This window comes from Biostraticola tofi, from assembly GCF_004343195.1.
In the GTDB taxonomy this organism is placed as follows: domain Bacteria; phylum Pseudomonadota; class Gammaproteobacteria; order Enterobacterales; family Enterobacteriaceae; genus Biostraticola; species Biostraticola tofi.
In genome coordinates, this window is the sequence record NZ_SMCR01000013.1 from 17876 (window position 1) to 40804 (window position 22929).

Below are 22929 nucleotides of genomic sequence, written 5' to 3' on the forward strand. Positions count from 1 at the left end.
TAGTGATTTTCCGGCTGCGGTATTTACGCTTGTTTACTGACATTAGCCCTGATTCACGCTACCCTGCCCACATTATCCGGAAAGTAAGATAATCGTGGGCCGGCACGCATTTGAAAGCATTTTGCACCATTATTATGTGTTTATACGATAGTCTGACAGCCGCCTGGCTCTGATGCCGGGAAGCGCCCGTGATCGTTATCTACCCCCATAACAAAAAAAGAGGCGGTACGGAACTGTATGGTTAGCGCGAAGTCGAATCGGGAGCTTGCTCAAGATAGTGGAGTAGTGGCTGGCGGTACTATTTTTTGCATGGAGTTTGATTTGAGGAGAATTTACCTCGGATGAGCGAGCAGTTAACGGATCAGGTGCTGGTTGAACGTGTCCAGAAAGGTGACCAGAAAGCTTTCAACTTACTGGTTGTCCGTTACCAGCACAAAGTGGCGAGCCTGGTATCGCGCTACGTTCCTCAAGGGGACGTTCCGGATGTGGTCCAGGAGTCCTTTATAAAAGCCTATCGCGCTTTGGCGTCCTTTCGAGGAGACAGCGCGTTTTATACCTGGCTTTATCGTATTGCGGTCAATACGGCGAAAAATTATCTGGTGGCTCAGGGGCGACGCCCTCCATCCAGCGATGTTGACGCCAATGACGCAGAAAACTACGAAAGTGCAGGGGCATTGAAAGAAATTTCGAACCCTGAGAATTTAATGTTGTCTGAAGAGTTGCGACAGGTAGTGTTCCGCACTATTGAAGGGCTCCCTGAGGATTTGCGTATGGCAATTACGCTTCGGGAGCTTGATGGTTTAAGCTATGAAGAGATAGCGGCCATTATGGATTGCCCTGTGGGAACGGTGAGGTCACGTATCTTCCGTGCGCGAGAAGCTATTGACTCTAAAATTCAACCGCTTATTCAGAGATGACCAAGCGGCAGGAGAAGGTATCCAGGCATGTATAATGAAAAGCTTTCCGCTCTGATGGACGGCGAGTCGTTCGATAACGAACTGCTCAACCATTTATCCAGAGATGCTGATTTGCAGCAAAGCTGGCAAAGTTATCACCTTATCCGCGACACGATGCGCGGAGATATCGGTGAAACTCTCCATCTCAATATTGCCGATCGTGTCGCCGCAGCCATAGCTCAGGAACCGGTTCGTCTGGTCCCCGGCTCGGTTAAGGAATCTCAGCCGCAACCCGAAACCTGGCAAAAATTGCCGTTCTGGCACCGGGCGCGCCCTTTCGCGGCTCACCTGACTCAGATTGGCGTTGCGGCTTGCGTATCGCTGGCGGTGATTGTGGGCGTTCAGCATTATAATCAGCCGGTATCCAACGGTAGCGAACAGCCGGAGTCGCCGGTGTTTAACACGCTGCCGATGATGGGCCAGGCTTCCCCGGTCAGTTTGGGGATCCCCTCCGCCAATACCGGTGTTGACAACGGATTGCAGCAGCAGCAGGTTCAGGAACAGCGTAAACGTATCAACGCCATTCTCCAGGATTACGAACTGCAGCGACGTCTACATTCGGACCAGCTACAGTTCGATAGCCATGAAACTCAACAGGCTGCTGTTCAGGTACCCGGAACCCAATCATTGGGGACACAGCCGCAGTAATGAAGCCTAATTGGTATGCTGTATGCTTGATGGCGGGCAGCCTGCTGTATTCAGCGGCAGTGCCTGCCAAGACCACCGCCTCTGGCGTGCTGCTCCAACAGATGGGCCATGCCACTCAGACGCTCAATTATGAACTGTCGTTCATAAGCCTGACCCGACAGGGTGTTGATTCGCTGCGCTACCGCCATGTGATGCTTGATAAGCTTAAGCTGGCCCAGTTGCTGCAGATGGATGGCCCGCGCCGTGAAATAGTCCAGCGCAATAATGAAATCAGCTATTTTGAAGCAGGCATCGAACCCTTCACGCTCTCAGGCGACCATATCGTTGATTCTCTCCCATCCGTTGTATATGCCGATTTTGAGCGCCTGGCCGACTATTACGATTTTATTCCGGTGGGGCGCACCCGCATATCCGATCGTCTGTGCGATGTCGTCAGGATCGTCTCCCGGGATGGCACGCGGTATGGCTATATTGTGTGGATTGATGCCGCCTCCAGGCTGCCCTTACGGGTGGATTTACTGGATCGCGACGGTGAATCGCTGGAGCAGTTCAGGGTCATTTCATTCAGTGTCGATAATCAGGTGCAGGCTCAGATGCAGGGGCTGGAAAATGTCGGTCTGCCCCCGTTGCTCAGCGTGCCGACTTCGACGGTGGCGAACTTCGACTGGACCGTTGGCTGGCTGCCGGCGGGCGTGACCGAGGCCTCGCGCAGTCAGCGTACGCTGCCTGGCATAAATGTACCTATCGAAGCCAGGCTGTATACCGATGGTTTATTCAGTTTTTCCGTGAATATCAGCCAGTCCGGCAGCAGCGTCGGTGAGCGATTTATCCGCACCGGAAGACGTACCATCCATACCGAAACGCGTAACGACAAGGAAATTACCGTCGTTGGCGAACTGCCGCCGGCGACCGCCAAGCGTATCGCCGACAGTATCGTCTTCAAGGCGTCGCGATGATAAAGGAATGGGCAACCGTCATCTCCTGGCACCAGGGGATTGCAGAATTGCGCTGCGAAAAGCCCGCAGGCGGTTGCGGCAGCTGTTCCCAACGTGATGGATGCGGGTCTCGGGTTTTAAATGACATGGGATCGGACACGCAGCATCTGTTAAGGGTTAAATGCCCTCAGCCATTGGCACCGGGCCAACGGGTTGAGGTGGGCATACCCGAAGCCAGCCTGATTCGCTCGGCATTGCTGGTTTATATGCTGCCGCTGGTCTGTATGCTGTTGCTAGCCGCAGTGATGCAAGGGATCTACAGCACTGACTCCGCAGCCATCACCGGAGGCCTGGCTGGCGTTGTGGGTGGCTTCCTGCTGGCGCATCTGGCCGCCGCACAACTTGCCCATAAACCGGCTTATCAGCCGGTAATCCTCCAAATAGCCATCACCTCCTGCTGATAAACTCACTATCGAACAAGCTGACTTAACGGTTTCTGCCACTCCCTGGGTGCTGCGGTTGTTGATTCGATAGTAGGCTTACGCTGCGTTACATAAAGCCAAGCCGATGAAATACCGCCCACGCAGCCATCAGGCGGGGGATCCGTTAATAATAATCGGTTGCCTTTCTCATGTAATCAGACGTTTTTATAAGGATGCAGTCTTCTGTGGACTATTCCTTGGTAGTAAGAACACCATCTCCAACGACGGTAACATTCATTAGTTTATTGATTTTTATTTGTTCAGCCATGCCCTTTACCGACCATGGCGTTGCCAAAGAGATATTGCCGACTTCATCGAAGCGCTGTGTTTTTGTGAAGGCGTAATATGCAGCGTCGGTAAGGGACGCTGATGCTCCCGAAAAGGCCCTGGTTGACCACTCAACGGTGAGAACATCAGAGATGTTTGCATGATTCAGCAGGCAACGCTGCGTAAAAAGTGATGAGGGTCAGCGCAAAGGATAGGCAATGGCGGCGGTCGGCTTTACCCAGACGGCAATCCCTCAATATTACCCGATCTTACAAAACGGAGTTATGTGCTGACTTTCACGCGGCGCGCAGACAGTGTAAGATGCGCCCCATGCTATGTGGGTAGTTTTGGTTTTATGTCCATTACGATTTCCACCGATTAAAACGCAAGCGCTTGATCCGAGAAAAAATAATTAAATGAAACACATAAGAAATTTTTCTATTATTGCCCATATCGACCACGGTAAGTCGACTCTCTCTGATCGGCTGATTCAGACCTGCGGTGGCCTCAGCGAACGTGAAATGGCGGCTCAGGTTCTGGACTCGATGGATCTTGAACGCGAACGTGGCATTACCATCAAGGCCCAGAGCGTGACCCTGGACTATAAAGCCAATGACGGCCAGGTCTATCAGCTGAATTTCATCGACACCCCCGGTCATGTGGACTTCTCCTATGAGGTTTCGCGCTCGCTGGCGGCCTGTGAAGGCGCGCTGCTGGTGGTGGATGCCGGGCAGGGCGTGGAAGCCCAGACGCTGGCCAACTGCTACACCGCCATGGAAATGAATCTGGAAGTGGTGCCGGTACTGAATAAAATCGATTTACCGGCGGCGGAGCCCGATCGGGTTGCCGAGGAAATCGAAGACATCGTCGGCATTGACGCCACCGATGCAGTGCGTTGCTCTGCCAAGACCGGCGTAGGCGTACCAGAGGTGCTTGAACGCCTGGTTCGTGATATTCCACCGCCCGCCGGTGACCCCGCGGCGCCACTGCAGGCGCTGATTATTGATTCCTGGTTCGATAATTATCTCGGCGTGGTCTCACTCATCCGCGTCAAGAATGGCACCTTGCGTAAAGGTGACAAAGTAAAAGTAATGAGTACCGGGCAGAGCTATAACGCCGACCGTCTGGGGATCTTCACCCCCAAGCGTGTCGATCGCGATATCCTCAACTGCGGCGAAGTCGGCTGGCTGGTCTGCGCCATCAAGGATATCCTCGGTGCCCCGGTAGGCGATACCTTGACGCTGCTGCGTCAGCCGGCTGAAAAAGCCTTACCCGGTTTCAAAAAGGTCAAACCGCAGGTATACGCTGGCCTGTTTCCGGTAAGCTCAGATGATTATGAGGCATTTCGCGATGCGCTTGGCAAACTGAGCCTTAATGACGCTTCGCTGTTCTATGAACCGGAAAGCTCGACCGCGCTGGGCTTTGGTTTTCGCTGCGGCTTCCTCGGCCTGCTGCACATGGAAATCATTCAGGAGCGGCTGGAGCGTGAATACGATCTGGACCTTATTACCACAGCGCCTACGGTTATCTATGAAGTGCAGACCACCGACAATGAGGTCATTCATGTCGACAGCCCGTCCAAATTGCCGGCGCTGAACAACATTGAAGAGCTGCGCGAACCGATCGCCGAATGCCATATGCTGCTGCCGCAAGAGTTCCTGGGCAACGTGATTACCCTATGTATCGAAAAACGCGGCGTTCAGACCAATATGGTCTATCACGGCAATCAGGTGGCGCTGACCTATGATATTCCGATGGCGGAAGTGGTACTTGATTTCTTCGATCGCTTGAAATCAACTTCACGCGGCTATGCCTCGCTCGATTACAGCTTTAAGCGTTTTCAGGCATCCGACATGGTGCGGGTAGACATTCTTATCAATGGCGACCGGGTCGATGCCTTGGCACTGATTACCCACCGGGACAACTCGCAGACGCGCGGACGTGAAATCGTCGAGAAAATGCAGGAGCTGATTCCTCGCCAGCAGTTTGATATCGCTATTCAGGCGGCGATCGGCAACCATATCATTGCCCGTTCCACCGTAAAGCAATTGCGCAAAAATGTGTTGGCCAAATGCTATGGTGGTGATGTCAGTCGTAAGAAAAAACTGTTGCAGAAACAGAAAGATGGTAAGAAACGCATGAAGCAGGTAGGCAACGTCGAGCTCCCTCAGGAAGCGTTCCTGGCTATTCTGCACGTCGGTAAAGACAGCAAATAAGTCTGAGGAGTTTGCATGGCTAATATGTTTGCCCTGATCCTGGCAATAGCTACCTTGGTCACCGGTATAATCTGGTGCCTGGATCGATTTAAACTGGCTCCCGCCCGCCGAGCCAGACTGGCGCAGTCTGCTGCAGCCGATGGCACACCAGCCAAGGCCGGACAGCCTGGTTGGGTGGAAACCGGCGCCTCGATTTTCCCGGTATTGGCACTGGTATTCATCGTACGCTCGTTTATTTACGAGCCGTTCCAGATCCCATCGGGATCGATGATGCCGACACTGCTGGTCGGTGATTTTATTCTGGTGGAGAAATTCGCTTATGGCATCAAGGATCCGATCACCCAGACAACGCTGATTGAAACCGGCCATCCCAAGCGTGGCGATGTGGTAGTATTCAAATATCCGCCCAATCCGAAGCTTGATTATATCAAGCGCGTCGTAGGTCTGCCGGGGGATCGGGTAAGCTATGATCCGGTCGCCAAGCGGGTTACGGTGCAGCCAGGCTGCAGCAATGGACAGGATTGCTCGACAGCGTTGCCGATCACTTACAGCGACATTATGCCGGGCGAGTTCGTTCAGACCTTCAACTCTACCGGCAACGGTGAAGCCACCAGCGGTTTCCTCCAGGTCGCACCAGGCGTCAGCATCGATGGCGGCACCCGCCTGCTTGAGCGTCGTGAAAACCTGGGCAGTGTGGCCCATCGTATTCTGATGGTTCCTGGTCAGCAGGATCAGATTGGCATCTATTATCAGCAGCCGGATCAACAGCTGGCTGAATGGATTGTGCCTCAGGGGGAGTATTTCATGATGGGCGATAACCGGGATAACAGCGCGGACAGTCGCTACTGGGGATTTGTGCCCGAAAGAAACCTGGTGGGCAAAGCGACCGCTATATGGATGAGCTTTGAGAAGCAGGAAGGCGAATGGCCGACCGGCGTTCGTTTAAGCAGAATTGGTGGAATACATTAATTCGTTTTTAAAGCGAAGCATTATTATGTTTCCCGTTGTAGAATATCATTATTGGCAAAAAGACAGGCTCCCGCATCGGGAGCCACTGCACACGAAACGGTGCTGGGCGACACTATAACGCCTCAGTTCTGTTCCGTATGCTGCAGTTATTTTGACGCACGGTTAAGTTATTGGTAACGCATGAATCCCATCTTAATTACTAGGCTCCAGAAAAAACTGGGCTACACTTTTCAGCAGCATGAGCTTCTGTTACAGGCGCTGACACACCGAAGCGCCAGCAGTAAACATAATGAAAGGCTGGAATTCCTGGGTGATTCAATACTAAGTTATGTGATCGCCAATGCCCTGTACCAGCGGTTCCCCAAAGTCGATGAAGGTGATATGAGCCGGATGCGCGCCACCCTGGTCCGTGGAAATACTCTGGCGGAAATGGCCAGGGAATTTGAACTGGGCGAATGTCTGCGACTTGGGCCGGGCGAGTTGAAGAGCGGTGGTTTTCGCCGTGAGTCGATTCTGGCTGACACCGTGGAAGCATTGATAGGCGGTATCTTTCTGGACAGCAGTATCGACAATGTCGAGCGGCTGATCCTCAATTGGTATCGCAGCCGCCTGGATGAAATCAGTCCCGGGGACAAACAAAAGGATCCTAAAACCCGTCTGCAGGAGTATCTGCAGGGGCGTCATTTGCCGCTACCCACCTACCTGGTCGTACAGGTTCGGGGTGAGGCTCATGATCAGGAATTTACTATTCACTGCCAGGTTAGTGGCTTTCCGGAACCCGTACTGGGCAATGGTTCAAGCCGTCGCAAAGCCGAACAGGCAGCCGCCGAACAGGCGCTGAAAATTCTGGAGCTTGAATGAGCGAAGAAATCACCTATTGCGGGTTTGTGGCGATAGTTGGACGCCCGAATGTTGGAAAGTCCACTTTACTGAACCAGTTTCTGGGGCAGAAAATTTCCATTACCTCGCGTAAGCCGCAAACCACGCGTCACCGCATTATGGGAATCCATACTGAAGGCCCTTACCAGGCTATTTATGTAGACACCCCTGGACTGCATATAGAAGAAAAGCGGGCAATTAACCGCTTGATGAACCGTGCAGCCAGTAGCTCAATCGGCGATGTGGAACTGGTGATCTTCGTCGTGGAAGGTACCCACTGGACCGATGACGATGAGATGGTGGTGAATAAACTGCGTGATCTCAAGTGTCCGGTAGTATTGGCAATCAATAAAGTCGATAACGTAACCGATAAAAGTATCCTGCTGCCGCATATCAATTTTCTTAGCAAGCAGATGGATTTCTTTGATGTGGTGCCGATCTGCGCTGAAACCGGCATGAATGTCGATACGCTGGCGGGTATAGTGCGTAAATGCATGCCCGCAGCCATTCATCATTTCCCGGAAGATTACATTACCGATCGCTCCCAGCGCTTTATGGCATCGGAAATCATCCGCGAGAAGCTGATGCGTTTTCTCGGCGACGAGCTGCCGTATTCCGTTACGGTTGAAATCGAACGCTTCGTCACCAACGAGCGCGGCGGTTATGACATCCATGGCTTGATCCTGGTTGAACGTGATGGTCAAAAGAAAATGGTCATAGGCAATAAAGGCTCAAAGATAAAAACCATCGGTATCGAAGCGCGCCAGGACATGGAAGCCATGTTTGAAGCCAAGGTGCATCTTGAGCTGTGGGTCAAGGTGAAATCTGGCTGGGCCGATGACGAGCGCGCCCTGCGCAGTCTTGGTTACGTGGACGATCTCTGAGAAGCAGCGCCGTGGAAGGCTGGCAACGCGCGTTTGTGCTGCATGGGCGGCACTACAGCGAAACCAGCCTGATGCTGGATCTCTTTACTGAAAATGACGGTCGGGTTACGGTGCTTGCCAAAGGCGCCCGCTCCCGCCGCTCCTCTCTGAAAGGGGTTCTGCAACCCTTTACTCCCTTGCTGGTTCGCTGGAGCGGACGTGGCGAAGTCAAAACCCTGCGCAATGCTGAAGCGGTCTCGCTTGGTTTGCCGCTGAGCGGCCTGATGCTGTACAGCGGTCTTTATGTCAATGAACTATTGTCCCGGGTGCTGGCCGCCGAAACGGACTATGCCAGTCTTTTTTTTGATTACCTGCATTGTCTGCAGTGGCTTGCTGGTGCGACAGGTTCACCGGAACCCGCGTTAAGACGCTTTGAGCTGGCGTTGCTGGAACATTTGGGCTACGGGGTGGATTTTCTGCACTGCGCCGGCAGCGGTGAACCGATTGACGATAATATGACTTACCGCTACCGCGAGGAAAAAGGATTTATTGCCAGCCTGGTGGTAGACCATCAAAGCTTTACCGGTCGCGAGTTGCAATCGCTAGCCAGCAGAGCCTTTACCAGTGTGGATCAGCTACGGGCCGCAAAACGCTTTACGCGTATGGCTTTGAAGCCCTACCTCGGAGGCAAGCCGCTAAAAAGCCGGGAATTATTTAAACAGTTTATGCAGGGTAAACCGCCTAACAAACCTAAGGTCAACAAAACCCCGGAAGAGTGATTATCTGGCCTGATGGCATACCGCCTGCGGTTGGCTAGCCCTACTGGGCTGGTTTACACTGGAGCTATGTTGTCAAAATATGGAGCTAGACATGTCTGACCTGCTGCTGGGTGTCAATATCGATCACATCGCCACGCTGCGCAATGCGCGCGGCACCTGCTATCCTTCCCCGGTACAGGCGGCTTTTATTGCCGAGCAGTCCGGGGCTGATGGGATTACTGTGCATCTGCGCGAGGATCGTCGACATATCACCGACCGGGATGTCAGACTGTTGCGTCAGACGCTGCACACCCGCATGAACCTTGAAATGGCGGTGACTGAGGAAATGCTGGCGATCGCCTGTGAACTCAGGCCGCATTTTTGTTGCCTGGTGCCGGAGAAACGGCAGGAGGTGACCACCGAAGGCGGCTTGAATGTTACCGCCCAGCAGGAAACCCTGACGGCTGCCGTACAGCGATTGACTGCGGCTGGTATTCAGGTATCTCTGTTCATTGATGCCGATGAAGCGCAGATCACGGCCGCAGCGCTAACCGGCGCCGCCTATATCGAATTGCACACCGGCGCCTATGCCGAGGCCGCTGCCGGCGCGGATAGCGAAGCCGAGCTTGCGCGTATTCGCCAGGGCGCCCTGCTGGCGGCCGGACTCGGCTTGAAAGTCAATGCCGGCCATGGTTTGACTTATCATAATGTCCAGCCGGTGGCGATGTTGCCGCAAATCCACGAATTGAATATTGGCCATGCGATAATCGGTCGGGCGGTGATGACCGGACTGAGTGAGGCGGTAGCTGAAATGAAACGATTGATGCGGGAAGTGCGTTGCTGATGACTATTCTAGGGTTGGGTACCGATATTGTAGAGATCGGCCGTATCGAGGCGGTGGTCGCGCGCAGTGGCGACCGTTTTGCCCGGCGCATCCTCAGCGACGGCGAATGGGCGCTGTTCTGTCGGCATCAGCAGCCCGTGCGCTTTCTGGCTAAAAGGTTTGCCGTGAAAGAAGCGGCTGCCAAGGCATTTGGCACCGGTATCCGCAATGGACTGGCCTTTGCGCAGTTTGAAGTGGTTAATGACAGTCTGGGCAAACCGGGGCTGAGATTTCATGCCCGGGCGGCCGAATTGGCGATTGAGCTTGGCGTGAAAAGCGTTCACGTCACCCTGGCCGACGAACGGCACTACGCCTGTGCAACGGTAATCATTGAGGATTAATGTGCCTGGCGCAATTTAATTAATATGCCTGACGCAATTTAACGGATGTCGCCTAATAGGCTGGAGCAAACCCTTGTTTACAGTCTATCGCTGTGATACATCACCACGAATTTTTCCCACAACTGCTCATTGGTTTCGGCATGTGCCGGATCGGCCAGAATAGTACTGTCAATCGGACAGACTTTCTGGCAGGTAGGCTGGTCATAATGCCCCACGCACTCGGTGCAGCGATAGGCATCTATTTCATAGATCTCATCACCCATGCGAATCGCCTGGTTGGGGCACTCTGGTTCGCACATATCGCAGTTGATGCACCGCTTTGTAATAAATAAAGCCATATCAATCGATTACATCTCTAATCAAAAAAGTCACGTGCTTGTGCACATAAATTACCGCGCACTGTAACATAAAAGCAGGATAACCCCAATAATGATAAGCGCTTGAGCATTTAAGCCTGAGTATTCTTCACTATAACAACGCTATAAAACGGGTATCTCGACTTTTTATTCCTCCGTTATGTGTAAGCTATAACACGATGCCAGTTCTAATAAAGAATATATCTACCGCCATCGAACCTTCAAAACTACTATTTTACTGATCACATGATATTACCCAAAGCTGTGTTTTTTTTAATTTATCCCAATATTAATTTTAGAACTCATACAATAACTAAGGTCAGTTCATTTTTTTGGTTCATTTATACAATTTTGAAATTAATGAAGTGTCGATACATTATCAAGATAAATCATCTTAGCGGAAAAGGCATCCTCGCTAAAATAGGGTGATTGTCTGGTCCTTTTTTTTCGGCCAGCGAGCTGTCAATTAATATTTATGCTTTCCATGTTATGACTAACGCGCCCGCACTATCAGTGCAGCAATATCCGGTCATCAGTTTTATCAGCAGGAAGAAACTTCAACATGTTAAAGGAATGCATTACTGCATTCCTGGGTTGTGTTTATTCTATAGGGGATCCCGTTGCGGTAGGAGTCCATAAGCAATAGAGTAACAGGATAAGCCTTTCTCTCACGGCAGGGGCTACGACTTGGCGCAGCTCGATTTATCGGCAATGAAATTGCCTGCAGCAGTCAGACCGGTCAGAAACATTAAGGGTAACACGGCAATAGCTGCAATTCCGGATGAGGGAATGCACATTATCGTTGTCAATGCTGAAATGTATAATGAGCACTTGGGGTGACGATGGGTAAATTTGCTTAGCACTGTAAACAGCTTGAGGGGCACGTTAGCCACTTTCTTCAATGTAGCGACCATCGTCGAGCCGCGTTTTTTACAGGTGTCACACTCGGTGGTAGGGGCGGGAGGGAGGACACTGACTGATGCAGCCGTGTTATTCGTAGTTATAGTCATATTTATTACCCCTTTTTCTTTTCTTAGGCGCCAAATTCTCAATAGCCGACCAAATCAACTACAGAGGTAGGGTAACAAATTAACTTATATGCTGGATAAACCAGGTAACAAAGGAACCCGATACAGTCGTTACCGTCTGCAGGCATTAGTCAGGCAAGGCACTGTTCAGGCCAGTTTTCTGACTAATTCTTCACTATGCCGGATGCGGCCGGGCGCATTTTCCAAATCTCGTTGTACCAGCCCCATAAACAGCAGGTCGGTCAACGCGGATTGGGCAATGTTGGATGAGATAGCTCCGCTGTGCTGGCTTTGGTCTTCTGATACGGTGTACAGCGCCACATCGGCATGCTGTTGAAGTTCATTAGGTGAAAAATTGGTGATAGCCATTACCCGGGCGCCTACGCGATGCGCCTCTTGGGAGGCCAGGTTGATTTCTCGGCGGGATCCGCTGAATGAGATGGCAAACAGCACATCCTCAGCGCTGAGCGCCTGGACGGTAGCCAACAAGACGTGCATATCCGTTTCGGCGATGGCCATCATGCCGATTTTGCGCAGCTTATAGGAAACATCACGCGCGACCAGCCCGGACGCGCCAATGCCGACGATGATAATCCGTCTGGCCTGTTGCAGTAGTGCTACCCCCTCTTTGAGTTTTTCTTCGCTGTTGATATCCAGAGTAGCGCGCAGAGCTGCGACCTTTTCCGCCAGTAGTTTTTCGCCGACGGTTTTCATCGGGTCATCGCTAAGAATCTTGTTATGCACCGGTATGGAAGGGACTTCATGGGCCGAAGCCAAGGCTTCACTCAGCGCCAGTTTGAGGGCCGTAAATCCTTTGTAACCCAGCTTTTGCGCAAATTTGACCACGCTTGACTGGCTGACCCCGGCCATTTCAGCCACCCTTTGTGAACTGAGATGACGAGCGTCATCGGTTTGAGTCAGCAGAAAATCAGCCAGTTTTCGGTCATTCTGGGATAAAGAACGATAAAGCTGACGTATGCGAAGCAGACTACTCATTGATTATTCCTCGGCCCGAATGCCTTAATAGGTTAAACAGATGGCAAACAGGATATCGCTGGTTAATGCTACGCCAGATTTTACTCGCCTGTTAGAATTAAATATTCCATAATATTTTTTATTATTTGAATTAAAAATTCAATGGTGTATTCATGAATTTAGGTGCATTGGTTTCTGAAACACGTAATCAGGATTCTATGGATCTTGATAGCCTGTCATCACTCGAAATGGCTATCCTGTTTAATCGGGAGGACCAAAAAGTTCCACAGGCCATTGCCAGCCAGCTTCCGGCGATTGCCCGCGCAATAGACGCTGCCTCTGATGCGCTCAAGGCCGGCGGACGCATTATTTATATCGGCGCCGGCACCAGCGGCCGGCTCGGTGTACTTGATGCTGCAGAATGTCCGCCGACTTTCGGCGTCCCGGCATCCCGCGTTATCGGTCTGATCGCCGGCGGTCCCGGTGCGCTGCTCCAAGCCGTTGAAGGCGCTGAAGACAGCCTGACGCTGGCTGAAGAGGATCTGCGGGCAGCCAGCCTCGGAACTCATGATATCGTCATTGGCCTGGCGGCTTCCGGGCGGACGCCTTACGTCATCGGCGGCCTGCAGTTTGCCAGACGGTCAGGTTGCGTTACCGTCGCCATCTCATGCAACCCGGCATCCCCGATTGCCGAAGAAGCGCAGATTGCCATATCGCCGGTAGTCGGACCGGAGGTACTTACCGGTTCCACCAGGATGAAATCAGGAACCGCGCAAAAGCTTATCCTCAATATGATCTCGACCGGCGCGATGGTTAAGCTTGGGAAAGTGTATCAAAACCTGATGGTTGACGTAAAAGCCACCAATGTAAAACTGGTTGACCGCGCTTGCCGTATTGTCAGCGATGCGACCGGAGCCCGGCTTATTGAGGCACGAGCGGCTCTTGAACAAACTTCTTTTGAGGTCAAGCCGGCAATCCTGATGATATTGACCGGCATTACAGCAGATGAGGCGTTAGACTTACTGACTGTACATCAAGGTTATCTGCGTGATGCAATCACTGCATTCCATCAACCTGGTTGAGACGGCGTCATGGGAAGGGGGGATGGCTCCACTGTGACCGGCAAGGTAGTGCTTTATCTGGCAGGGGTGGCATACGCACTGTTGGCAGGATGTGTTTTAACGAGGATAATTGGATTTGATGATCCGGAGGTATAGCTTTTGAGCAGCTCAACAGCCCAGCGTGTGGTTTTTTTTGATCTGGACGGCACCCTGCACCAGCAAGATATGTTTGGCACGTTTCTGCGTTTCCTGCTTCGCCACTTGCCGCTCAATATCCTGTTGGTTCTCCCGCTATTGCCGGTGATAGGAATAGGTCTGCTGGTTAAAGGGCGCAATGCCCGCTGGCCGATGAGTCTGCTGCTCTGGGCGATAACTTTTGGCCATAGCGAGACCAAGCTGCTGGCGCTGCAGGAAAAATTTATCGTCTGGTTCAGGCTTCATGTCACGGGATTCCCGGTGGTATTGCAACGGCTGAGCGATTATCTTGAGAGTCACGATGCCCAGGTATGGCTGATTACCGGTTCGCCGGAACCGCTGGTCGAGGGGGTATATCATGACGCGGTTTTTCTGCCGCAGGTGAAGCTCATCGGCAGCCGTATGGAGCGCCGAAATGGCGGCTGGGTACTCACGTTGCGCTGTCTTGGTCATGAAAAGGTTGCTCAGCTTGAGCGTGAACTCGGCATACCGTTAAAGCTTTACAGCGGTTACAGTGACAGTCTGCACGACAGCCCCTTGCTTTACTTCTGCGAGCACCGCTGGCGGGTAACGCCTGACGGTAATTTAAAACCACTGGATTAAGGCTTCAGGCGGGCAGGCTGCAGGCGCATCCGGCTGCTACCGCAGCCTGAATTTCCCCTTATCTCTGTGTTGACCGAAAGGTCCCTATTTGAGATGGTTGTTACATAAAAAGGTCGCCTGTTTGAGATGATTTTTAACACAATAACAGCTGAGCGTTTTTTTACCGCCGAGCGAGGGCTGACGGTGCCTGGGCAAACTAACTCTGCTGATACTGCTCAACTGCTGGATGACGAAGGACATCCGGTGAAGGAGGCGGTGATTAATGAGACGGGTGAAACGAATACATGTCTGGTTATCAGTGATACTCAGGCTTTGGAGCAAATGACGTCTGGTCATGGGGACGAACAGGATCAGCAGGACAGCGTCTGGATGCGCCATGCCTTGGCCTTGGCCGATCGCGCCGAAAGTGAAGGTGAGGTGCCGGTTGGCGCGGTGCTGGTGCTCAATGGCGCAATCATTGGTGAAGGCTGGAATCGCTCTATCGCCGGTCATGATCCCACTGCCCATGCTGAGGTAATGGCGCTGCGTGAGGCGGGTGCCCGTCTGGGCAACTACCGCCTGCTGGAGGCGACGCTCTATGTTACGCTCGAGCCCTGCGTCATGTGTGCCGGGGCTATTATTCATGGACGCGTCAAACGGGTGGTGTACGGTGCCAGCGATTTCAAAACCGGTGCCGCCGGCTCACTGCTGGATATATTAGCACACCCGGGGATGAACCACCGGCCCTGCGTCACCGCGGGGGTGCTGGGTGACGCATGCGCTGACCAGCTGAGCAGTTTCTTCAAACGCCGGCGGGCCCAGCACAAGGCTGAGCGTCAGCGCGGAATGTTATCCAGCCGATAGGGCGATGTAACGACAGGCAGTTCAGCCGCGTTCACCACCGGATAGGCATTTGCCGGATCTGCATGCCAGGCCGCCAGCTCGGCGGCTTTTTTCTGCTTTTCCTCCAGGTAGCCCACCAGGCTCATTTCATAGCGTCTGATGTTCTCCACATAGTTGTAAGCCTGCTGCCCGCGGGCAAACCCATAGCGGGTCTGGCGATAATAATGTGGCTGGCTCAACATCGGCAGACGCAGTTTGACGTCGACCCAGCTGTCGGGATTTCCTTTCTGAATCGCCGTCAGGGCACGGGCATCCAGCATATGGGCATAACCCATATTGTAGGCCGTCAGCGCAAACCAGATCCTTTCGTCCTTGGGAATGCTGTCGGGTACTTTTTGCATCATGCTGGCTAAATACTGAGCGCCGCCGCGAATACTCTGTTCCGGATCCAGCCGGTCTTCAATACCCAGACTGGCGGCAGTAACGCGGGTCAGCATCATCAGCCCACGTACGCCGGTGGCTGAAATAGCCTCGGGATCCCAGTGTGACTCCTGGTAGGAAATGGCTGCCAGCAGTCTCCAGTCCAGTTCACTGGCATATTTTTCGAACAGGTGGCGAAAGGCGGGCAGGGTACCGTCGATGGCATTGAGGAAAGTTTTGGTATCGACATAGTCAAACCCTCCCACATGACCAAGATATTTTTCTTCCAGTCGGGCGGTAAGCCCATCGTCGCCAAACCGATTAAAAAAATCCAGCAATGCGGCAGACAGGTCATCGCCGTGGCTGCGTTTCATATACCAGGTCACCGGCTCTTCATCACTGACGTCAAACGCCACCGCTAACTGAGGATGAATGCGCTGCAGCAGATCAACCGTGGCGGAGTCTGCCAGGGTGTAATCCAGTTTACCTGCGGCAACCTGCTCCAACAGTGCCCGGCTGCTGAGATCAGACGAGACCTCCCATTTAAGCTCAGGGTATTTGTTTTTTTTCAGAGAACGCAACAGAGTGATATGGGCTGAACCTGATGTCACCGCTAACCGTCCTTTCAGGTTACCGGGGTTGGTCGGCCTGGGTTGCCCGAGCCGGTAGACCAGTTGCTGGGATACATAATAATACGCAGGGCCGGTAGTAAAACGCGCCAGGCGCTCTTTATTGTATATCAGGCCGGCGGCCAGCAGATCGGCGTCATCTCGATCGAGATCGTCGAAAAGCTGATTGAGGCTGGCGCGCTCCCTCACCTCTAATTTCACACCCAGATAATCGGCGAAGGCGCTTGCCAGTTCATAATCGAAGCCGCTTTTCAGTCCATTACTCCCGATATAATAGCTAAGCGGCCCCTGGACTGTGCTGATACGCAGAATACCGCGTGCCTTAATTCTGCTGAGCTGGTCTTCTCCCTGCTGATGCCAGGGTAAGTTCAACCACAGCGCCCATGTCAGTAAAATCGTGATGATCCCAATGGCGACATAATTTAACTTAAACTTTTTCAAATAGTTATCTTGCGCAGTAGCGCAGGCCTCGCTGTCTTTAACGGCAGTGTTATTTGCTTTTTATGCCGAAGTCGAGGGCATTTTGCGCAACAAATCGTCAACAAGCAACTATTTAGAGGAAGCCCATAAAAGCTGTAGGGTTTATGTTATTCGCAAGAATAACCACGCAAACGGTTTCGTCTGAAGCCGGGATTCTTTATAATAACGCGCGTTTCCCCCCTGTTGTTGCGCCCCTAAGAAGCGGCCAGCCGCCAATGGCGGTTCGCCTTTCAAAGACGAGAGATCTTTTATTATGGAAATACTGCGTGGTTCGCCCGCTTTGTCAGCTTTTCGTATCAACAAACTGTTGTCCCGCTGTCGTGAAGCACAGCTGCCGGTCGATAATATCTATGCTGAATTTGTTCACTTTGCCGATCTCAACTCATACCTGTCAGAAGAAGAGCGCGGCAGGTTGCAACGGTTACTCAAATACGGTCCCTCTCTCGCCGAACATACGCCTCAGGGGCGCTTATTGCTGGTAACGCCGCGGCCGGGAACGCGCTCACCCTGGTCATCAAAAGCGACGGACATTGCCCATAATTGTGGCCTGCAGCAGGTTGATCGCCTGGAGCGTGGATTGGCTTTTTATATCTCCGGCCCCACTCTCGCCCCCGCTCAGTGGACACACCTGGGTGAACTCCTTCACGACCGCATGATGGAAACGGTGTTTGAGCAGTTTGAACAGGCCAGTGCGCTGTTTGCCCATCATCAGCCTGCGCCGGTAAGCCGTATCCCAGTGCTCGAGCAGGGACGACCTGCGCTGGAAGCGGCCAATCAATCATTAGGCCTGGCACTGGCTGCGGATGAAATTGACTATCTGCTCGACGCTTTTGTCCGCCTCAACCGTTGTCCGACCGATGTCGAACTCTATATGTTCGCGCAGGCCAACTCAGAGCATTGCCGACATAAGATTTTCAATGCCGACTGGATTATTGACGGTCAGCCGCAGCCTAAATCGCTGTTCAAAATGATCAAAAACACCTATGAACAGACGCCTGAATTTGTCCTGTCGGCGTATAAAGATAACGCGGCGGTGATGGAGGGTTCGGCGGTTGGCCGTTTCTTCCCGGATGCCGCTACCGGTCACTATGATTATCATCAGGAACCGGCACATATTCTGATGAAGGTGGAGACCCATAACCACCCCACGGCGATTTCGCCCTGGCCGGGTGCGGCCACCGGATCTGGGGGGGAAATCCGTGATGAAGGCGCCACCGGACGCGGGGCCAAGCCCAAAGCTGGACTGGTCGGTTTCTCGGTCTCCAACCTGCGGATCCCGGGTTTTGAGCAACCCTGGGAAGAAGATTTCGGTAAACCGGATCGCATCGTCAGTGCGCTGGATATCATGACCGATGGCCCCTTGGGCGGCGCGGCTTTCAATAACGAATTCGGTCGTCCGGCATTGACCGGCTACTTCCGCACTTATGAAGAGCGTGTCCAAAGCCATAACGGACGGGAATTGCGCGGATACCATAAACCGATAATGCTGGCCGGTGGTATCGGGAATATCCGCGACAGCCACGTACAGAAGGGCGAAATCAGCATCGGCGCCAAACTTATCGTGCTGGGCGGACCGGCGATGAATATCGGCCTCGGCGGCGGCGCCGCCTCTTCAATGGCCTCCGGTCAATCTGATGCCGACCTGGATTTTGCCTCGGTTCAACGTGATAACCCTGAAATGGAACGCCGTTGCCAGGAAGTGATCGACAGCTGCTGGCAACTGGGCGATGACAACCCGATACTCTTTATCCACGACGTTGGCGCCGGCGGACTGTCAAACGCCATGCCGGAATTAGTCAGCGATGGCGAACGCGGCGGCCGATTCAGTCTGCGAGATATTCCGAATGATGAGCCAGGCATGAGCCCGATGGAAGTCTGGTGTAATGAGTCCCAGGAACGCTATGTCATGGCGGTGGCACCTGAAAAACTGGCGGCATTTGAGGCCATTTGCCGCCGGGAACGGGCACCCTTCGCCGTTATTGGTGACGCGACCGAAGAGCTGCATCTCAGTCTGGCCGACAGCCACTTCAATGACCAGCCCATTGATTTGCCCCTTGACGTATTACTCGGCAAAACACCGAAGATGACGCGGGATGTGGCACGGATTCAGGCTGCCGGTGAAACCCTCTCCTTTAGCGGCATAACCCTGGCGGATGCAGTTAACCGCGTTCTGCACTTACCGGCGGTAGCGGAAAAAACCTTCCTTATCACCATCGGCGATCGCAGCGTTACCGGCATGGTAGCGCGAGACCAGATGGTCGGTCCTTGGCAGATTCCGGTGGCCGACTGTGCGGTGACCACGGCCAGCCTGGACAGTTATTATGGCGAAGCGATGTCTCTGGGCGAGCGAGCGCCGGTTGCATTACTGAATTTTGCCGCCTCTGCGCGTCTGGCAGTGGGTGAAGCCCTTACTAACCTGGCGGCGACACGGATTGGTGATATCAAGCGAATCAAATTATCCGCCAACTGGATGGCCGCAGCTGGCCATCCCGGTGAAGATGCCGGTCTTTATGAGGCCGTAAGGGCGGTGGGAGAAGAATTATGCCCGGCGCTTGGGTTGACCATCCCGGTAGGCAAAGACTCAATGTCGATGAAAACCCGTTGGCAGCAAGGGCATGAAACGCGCGAAATGACGTCACCGCTGTCGCTGGTGATCACCGCATTTGCCCGGGTAGAGGATGTCCGCTCAACCGTAACGCCTGAGCTTTCCACCCGCGAGGGTAACCGGCTGCTGCTCATCGATCTGGGCAACGGCAATCAGGCTTTGGGCGCTACCGCCCTGGCCCAGGTTTATCGACAGTTGGGCAGCGAGACGGCTGACGTGCGCAGCCCTGAACAGCTGGCCGGTTTTTACCGCGCGCTTCAGCAATTGGTCACAGAAGAATTACTGTTGGCTTACCACGACAAATCAGACGGCGGCCTGCTGGTTACGCTCGCTGAAATGGCGTTTGCCGGTCACTGCGGCCTCGAGGCGGACATTGCCGATCTTGGCGGCGAGCCGCTGGCGGCACTGTTCAACGAAGAACTGGGCGCAGTGATTCAGATTGCTTCAGCCGATGAGGCCCGGGTAAATGAGATTTTCGCCGGCGAAGGTTTAGGCGCCTGCCTGCATACTTTGGGCAGCGCGGCCAGCGGGGATCGTTTTATTATCCGCTCGGCGGACCAGGTACTTTATAGCGAGAGCCGTACCATGCTGCGAACCTGGTGGGCTGAGACCACCTGGCAGATGCAGCGACTGCGTGATAATCCCGAGTGTGCTGATGAGGAGCATGCTGCCAAACAGGACGACAGCGATCCCGGCCTCAATGTGCAATTGACCTTTGATCCGGCCGATGACATTGCTGCTCCTTTCATTGCTCGCCAGACCAGGCCAAAAGTAGCTGTGCTGCGGGAGCAAGGGGTAAATTCCCAGGTAGAAATGGCGGCGGCGTTCCATCGCGCCGGTTTTGACGCGGTAGATGTACATATGAGCGACCTGCTCGGCGGTGTACGTGACCTGAGGGAGTTTCATGCCCTGGTCGCCTGCGGTGGGTTTTCCTATGGCGACGTCTTAGGCGCTGGTGAAGGATGGGCGAAGTCGATTCTTTTCAATACCCGGGTGCGTGACGAATTCGAGGCTTTCTTCCTGCGACCTCAGACGCTGGCTTTGGGGGTGTGCAACGGTTGCCAAATGATGTCAAACTTACGCGAGTTGATTCCTGGCGCTGAGCTATGGCCACGGTTTGTCCGCAATCGTTCAGAACGGTTTGAGGCCCGATTCAGCCTGGTTGAAGTTACCCGGAGTCCCTCTCTGCTGCTGGATGGCATGGTGGGATCCCGATTGCCCATTGCGGTTTCCCATGGCGAAGGTTTGGTCGAGGTACGTGACGGCGCGCATCTGGCGGCGCTTGAACGCGCCGGTCTGGTGGCACTGCGTTATGTGGACAATAGTGGCAAGGTAACTGAAACTTACCCGGCTAACCCTAACGGTTCAGCCCATGGTATCACTGCCGTGACCAGCGCCAATGGGCGGGTCACTATTACTATGCCTCATCCAGAACGCGTGTTCCGTACCGTCAGTAATTCGTGGCATCCGAAAGAATGGGGCGAAGATGGGCCATGGATGCGTATTTTCCGTAATGCCCGAAAACAACTGGGTTGAGGAGCCGGTAGACCCATGACGGCTCGCAGGCAGTGGCTTACTTGGCTGCTGCTTGCGGCCCAGATAAGCCGAGTGTCGCTTTTTTTAAAAGGTTAAAGTGAATTATGTCTCTTTTTGGAGACATTTAGGTTACTGAATTAACGTGTTTTTTTTACATTGTAGTAAAACTGTCTGGTAAAAGAGACAGTTCAAGCTTAATCGGAGCAGCAAGAAAAATAATATCATTATTAATGTATTAATTTTTCTTTTTTTAACAGCGAGTTAAAGAAATAATTCCTTAGTTGGCATAAGTTATGCATAATAGACGACAGTTGCTCATTCAACCAGATATGACAGGGCTTCAGGGTAGGAAGCCAGAAACTTCATAACGCCAGAATGACGCCAAAAACGGTGCCTATCGTCCAACATAACCGATAATGTCCTAAGGGACATTAACAAGCATAGGGCGACACGTTGAGTGAGGCACCTCCTTACCCCTGTACTTAAAAAAAGCACTTGGCCAGCCGGCCAGGTGTTTTTTTTTATGCTTTATTAAGCAGAGTGACTCGGTTAGCATCAAGCGGGGCAGGCTCTGGGATAACAGGATGACGGTAATGTACAGATGGCGCGTGTTTCCGCGTTCATTGCGACAACTGGTAATACTGGCTTTTACGCTGGTGCTGCTGCCCTTACTGCTACTGGCTTTTCAAGCCTGGCAAAGTCTGGATAATCTCAGCGAGCAGGCGGCAGAGATCAATCGGACCACTCTTACCGATGTACGTCAAACCGAATCCATGGTCGCCATCGCCTTGGAAATGGAACGTAGTTATCGTCAATTTTGTGTTCTTGATGATAAAGGTCTCATTCAGCTTTATCAAAAACAGCGACGTCAATACCATCAGATCCTCAGCACGCGCTTGGGCAAGTTGCCGGATAAGCGTTATGACCAGCGGCTGAACCAGCTGCTGGCCAGGTTGGCACAGCTTAACTGTACCGATAGCCGGCCAAGTGGTGACGCTTCCGCCAGCCTGGAAGCTTTTTCTCACGCCAATGCCGAAATGGTGCAAGCCACTCGCGATAATATTTATGCCCGTGGCCAACTGCTGGGACAGGCTATCGCTCGGCGCGGTCACTTTTTCGGCTGGCAGGCGCTGCTGCTTTTTATGTTCAGTCTGGTGCTGGTGATGTTATTCACCCGTATGATCATCGGCCCGGTCAAGGTCCTGGAAAAAATGATCAATCGATTAGGTGAGGGTAAGTCACTCAATAGGGGGGAATCTTTCCGCGGCCCGCGGGAGATACAATCCCTGGCGCAACGCATCATGTGGCTCAATGAGCGACTTTCATGGCTTGAGTCTCAGCGCCATGAATTTTTGCGACATATTTCCCATGAGCTCAAAACCCCCCTTGCCAGCCTGCGCGAAGGAACTGAACTGCTGGCGGATGAAATCGCCGGCCCATTAACGACCGATCAGCGGGAGGTCGTGTCAATCCTGGACAGCAGCAGTCGGCATTTGCAGCAGCTTATTGAACAATTACTGGATTATAACCGCAACCTCGCCGAGATCCCGGCCGAACCTGAAGATATCAACCTGGCGGCAATGCTGGGGATGATCATTGATGCCCACAGCTTGCCGGCACGGGCCAAACATCTCACCACCGAGCTGGATCTGCAGGTTGAGCATTGCCATGCGGAGTCGATTCTACTGATGCGCGTGCTGGATAATCTCTATTCCAATGCGGTGCACTATGGTGAGGAATCCGGTAACATCTGGATCCGCAGTCGCAAAGCCGGGCAACGCCTGTATCTTGAAATAGCCAACAGCGGAGACCCCATAGCCAAAGCGGATCAAGCCCTTATTTTTGAACCGTTTTACCAGGGGAAAATACAGCGTAAAGGTGCGGTCAAAGGCAGTGGCCTGGGGCTGAGTATAGCTCGAGACTGTATTCAAAGGATGAACGGCGAGCTCTCTCTGCAAGCCGCTGATTATGCTGCGGTCTGCTTTGTCATTGATCTACCGCTACTTGCCGGAAATAAATAAT

The 22929-nt window shown here is 53.1% G+C and carries 19 protein-coding genes; 16 read left to right on the forward strand and 3 right to left on the reverse strand.

Annotation, left to right across the window (positions count from 1 at the left end):
- Positions 1 to 341 precede the first annotated feature (341 nt).
- From rpoE to acpS, 11 genes are all read left to right on the forward strand, one after another.
- Positions 342 to 917, forward strand: coding sequence for an RNA polymerase sigma factor RpoE (rpoE, locus tag EDC52_RS17930; RefSeq protein WP_131867419.1), 576 nt, complete (start codon positions 342 to 344; stop codon positions 915 to 917).
- 27 nt (positions 918 to 944) lie between these two features.
- A complete protein-coding gene (rseA, locus tag EDC52_RS17935; RefSeq protein WP_131867421.1) occupies positions 945 to 1604 on the forward strand; it encodes an anti-sigma-E factor RseA in 660 nt (219 codons plus the stop codon).
- The gene (gene rseB, locus EDC52_RS17940) at positions 1604 to 2560 is read left to right on the forward strand and encodes a sigma-E factor regulatory protein RseB (protein ID WP_131867423.1); all 957 of its coding nucleotides are present in this window, start codon (positions 1604 to 1606) and stop codon (positions 2558 to 2560) included. The genes rseA and rseB overlap by 1 nt, the downstream gene beginning before the upstream one ends.
- Positions 2557 to 3000, forward strand: coding sequence for a SoxR-reducing system protein RseC (gene rseC, locus EDC52_RS17945; protein WP_131867425.1), 444 nt, complete (start codon positions 2557 to 2559; stop codon positions 2998 to 3000). Before rseB ends, rseC begins: the two co-directional genes overlap by 4 nt.
- A gap of 704 nt (positions 3001 to 3704) precedes the next feature.
- Positions 3705 to 5504, forward strand: a complete 1800-nt coding sequence (lepA, locus tag EDC52_RS17950; RefSeq protein ID WP_131867427.1) for a translation elongation factor 4 — start codon at positions 3705 to 3707, stop codon at positions 5502 to 5504.
- A 15-nt stretch (positions 5505 to 5519) separates the two neighbouring features.
- A complete protein-coding gene (lepB, locus tag EDC52_RS17955; protein ID WP_131867429.1) occupies positions 5520 to 6473 on the forward strand; it encodes a signal peptidase I in 954 nt (317 codons plus the stop codon).
- A gap of 180 nt (positions 6474 to 6653) precedes the next feature.
- A complete protein-coding gene (gene rnc / locus EDC52_RS17960) occupies positions 6654 to 7334 on the forward strand; it encodes a ribonuclease III (protein WP_131867431.1) in 681 nt (226 codons plus the stop codon).
- Positions 7331 to 8236: a GTPase Era gene (gene era, locus EDC52_RS17965; RefSeq protein WP_131867433.1), complete on the forward strand. Its 906-nt coding sequence runs from the start codon at positions 7331 to 7333 to the stop codon at positions 8234 to 8236. The genes rnc and era overlap by 4 nt, the downstream gene beginning before the upstream one ends.
- An 11-nt stretch (positions 8237 to 8247) precedes the next feature.
- Positions 8248 to 8994 carry a DNA repair protein RecO gene (gene recO, locus EDC52_RS17970; protein ID WP_131867435.1) on the forward strand — a complete coding sequence of 249 codons (747 nt, stop codon included), beginning with the start codon at positions 8248 to 8250 and terminating at the stop codon, positions 8992 to 8994.
- A gap of 91 nt (positions 8995 to 9085) precedes the next feature.
- Entirely contained in the window at positions 9086 to 9817 is a 732-nt protein-coding gene (gene pdxJ, locus EDC52_RS17975) for a pyridoxine 5'-phosphate synthase (RefSeq protein WP_131867437.1), read from the forward strand.
- Complete coding sequence (acpS, locus tag EDC52_RS17980; protein ID WP_131867439.1) at positions 9817 to 10197, forward strand: holo-ACP synthase; 381 nt, start codon at positions 9817 to 9819, stop codon at positions 10195 to 10197. Before pdxJ ends, acpS begins: the two co-directional genes overlap by 1 nt.
- 77 nt (positions 10198 to 10274) lie before the next feature.
- On the opposite strand, the gene EDC52_RS17985 is transcribed toward acpS, so the two are convergent.
- The gene (locus EDC52_RS17985; protein ID WP_131867441.1) at positions 10275 to 10535 is read right to left on the reverse strand and encodes a YfhL family 4Fe-4S dicluster ferredoxin; all 261 of its coding nucleotides are present in this window, start codon (positions 10533 to 10535) and stop codon (positions 10275 to 10277) included.
- 1193 nt (positions 10536 to 11728) lie between these two features.
- Positions 11729 to 12577, reverse strand: coding sequence for a MurR/RpiR family transcriptional regulator (locus EDC52_RS17990; RefSeq protein WP_131867443.1), 849 nt, complete (start codon positions 12575 to 12577; stop codon positions 11729 to 11731).
- 152 nt (positions 12578 to 12729) lie between these two features.
- Here EDC52_RS17990 and murQ point away from each other — a divergent pair, with 152 nt between their 5' ends.
- The 3 genes from murQ (at position 12730) to tadA (ending at position 15258) form a co-directional block, all read left to right on the forward strand.
- Entirely contained in the window at positions 12730 to 13638 is a 909-nt protein-coding gene (gene murQ / locus EDC52_RS17995; RefSeq protein WP_131867445.1) for an N-acetylmuramic acid 6-phosphate etherase, read from the forward strand.
- 138 nt (positions 13639 to 13776) lie between these two features.
- Positions 13777 to 14415 (forward strand): phosphatidylglycerophosphatase C, encoded by a 639-nt coding sequence (gene yfhb / locus EDC52_RS18000; RefSeq protein ID WP_131867447.1) that lies wholly within the window; start codon positions 13777 to 13779, stop codon positions 14413 to 14415.
- 321 nt (positions 14416 to 14736) lie between these two features.
- A complete protein-coding gene (gene tadA, locus EDC52_RS18005) occupies positions 14737 to 15258 on the forward strand; it encodes a tRNA adenosine(34) deaminase TadA (protein WP_131867523.1) in 522 nt (173 codons plus the stop codon).
- Here the strand turns inward: tadA and mltF are convergent.
- Positions 15231 to 16727 (reverse strand): membrane-bound lytic murein transglycosylase MltF, encoded by a 1497-nt coding sequence (mltF, locus tag EDC52_RS18010; RefSeq protein WP_131867449.1) that lies wholly within the window; start codon positions 16725 to 16727, stop codon positions 15231 to 15233. The two genes, tadA and mltF, sit on opposite strands and share 28 nt — an antisense overlap.
- Before the next feature lie 289 nt (positions 16728 to 17016).
- Here mltF and purL point away from each other — a divergent pair, with 289 nt between their 5' ends.
- On the forward strand, positions 17017 to 20907 hold the full coding sequence (gene purL / locus EDC52_RS18015; protein WP_131867451.1) for a phosphoribosylformylglycinamidine synthase: 3891 nt from the start codon (positions 17017 to 17019) through the stop codon (positions 20905 to 20907).
- Between the two features lie 584 nt (positions 20908 to 21491).
- Entirely contained in the window at positions 21492 to 22928 is a 1437-nt protein-coding gene (locus tag EDC52_RS18020) for a sensor histidine kinase (RefSeq protein WP_165911752.1), read from the forward strand.
- Position 22929 lies beyond the last annotated feature (1 nt).

Bases quoted from the DNA above. Each gene is read 5' to 3' on its own strand.
- rpoE (WP_131867419.1), top strand. From the start codon at position 342: ATGAGCGAGCAGTTAACGGATCAGGTGCTGGTTGAACGTGTCCAGAAA.
- rseA (WP_131867421.1), top strand. From the start codon at position 945: ATGTATAATGAAAAGCTTTCCGCTCTGATGGACGGCGAGTCGTTCGAT.
- rseB (WP_131867423.1), top strand. From the start codon at position 1,604: ATGAAGCCTAATTGGTATGCTGTATGCTTGATGGCGGGCAGCCTGCTG.
- rseC (WP_131867425.1), top strand. From the start codon at position 2,557: ATGATAAAGGAATGGGCAACCGTCATCTCCTGGCACCAGGGGATTGCA.
- lepA (WP_131867427.1), top strand. From the start codon at position 3,705: ATGAAACACATAAGAAATTTTTCTATTATTGCCCATATCGACCACGGT.
- lepB (WP_131867429.1), top strand. From the start codon at position 5,520: ATGGCTAATATGTTTGCCCTGATCCTGGCAATAGCTACCTTGGTCACC.
- rnc (WP_131867431.1), top strand. From the start codon at position 6,654: ATGAATCCCATCTTAATTACTAGGCTCCAGAAAAAACTGGGCTACACT.
- era (WP_131867433.1), top strand. From the start codon at position 7,331: ATGAGCGAAGAAATCACCTATTGCGGGTTTGTGGCGATAGTTGGACGC.
- pdxJ (WP_131867437.1), top strand. From the start codon at position 9,086: ATGTCTGACCTGCTGCTGGGTGTCAATATCGATCACATCGCCACGCTG.
- acpS (WP_131867439.1), top strand. From the start codon at position 9,817: ATGACTATTCTAGGGTTGGGTACCGATATTGTAGAGATCGGCCGTATC.
- EDC52_RS17985 (WP_131867441.1), bottom strand. From the start codon at position 10,535: ATGGCTTTATTTATTACAAAGCGGTGCATCAACTGCGATATGTGCGAA.
- EDC52_RS17990 (WP_131867443.1), bottom strand. From the start codon at position 12,577: ATGAGTAGTCTGCTTCGCATACGTCAGCTTTATCGTTCTTTATCCCAG.
- murQ (WP_131867445.1), top strand. From the start codon at position 12,730: ATGAATTTAGGTGCATTGGTTTCTGAAACACGTAATCAGGATTCTATG.
- tadA (WP_131867523.1), top strand. From the start codon at position 14,737: ATGACGTCTGGTCATGGGGACGAACAGGATCAGCAGGACAGCGTCTGG.
- EDC52_RS18020 (WP_165911752.1), top strand. From the start codon at position 21,492: ATGACGGTAATGTACAGATGGCGCGTGTTTCCGCGTTCATTGCGACAA.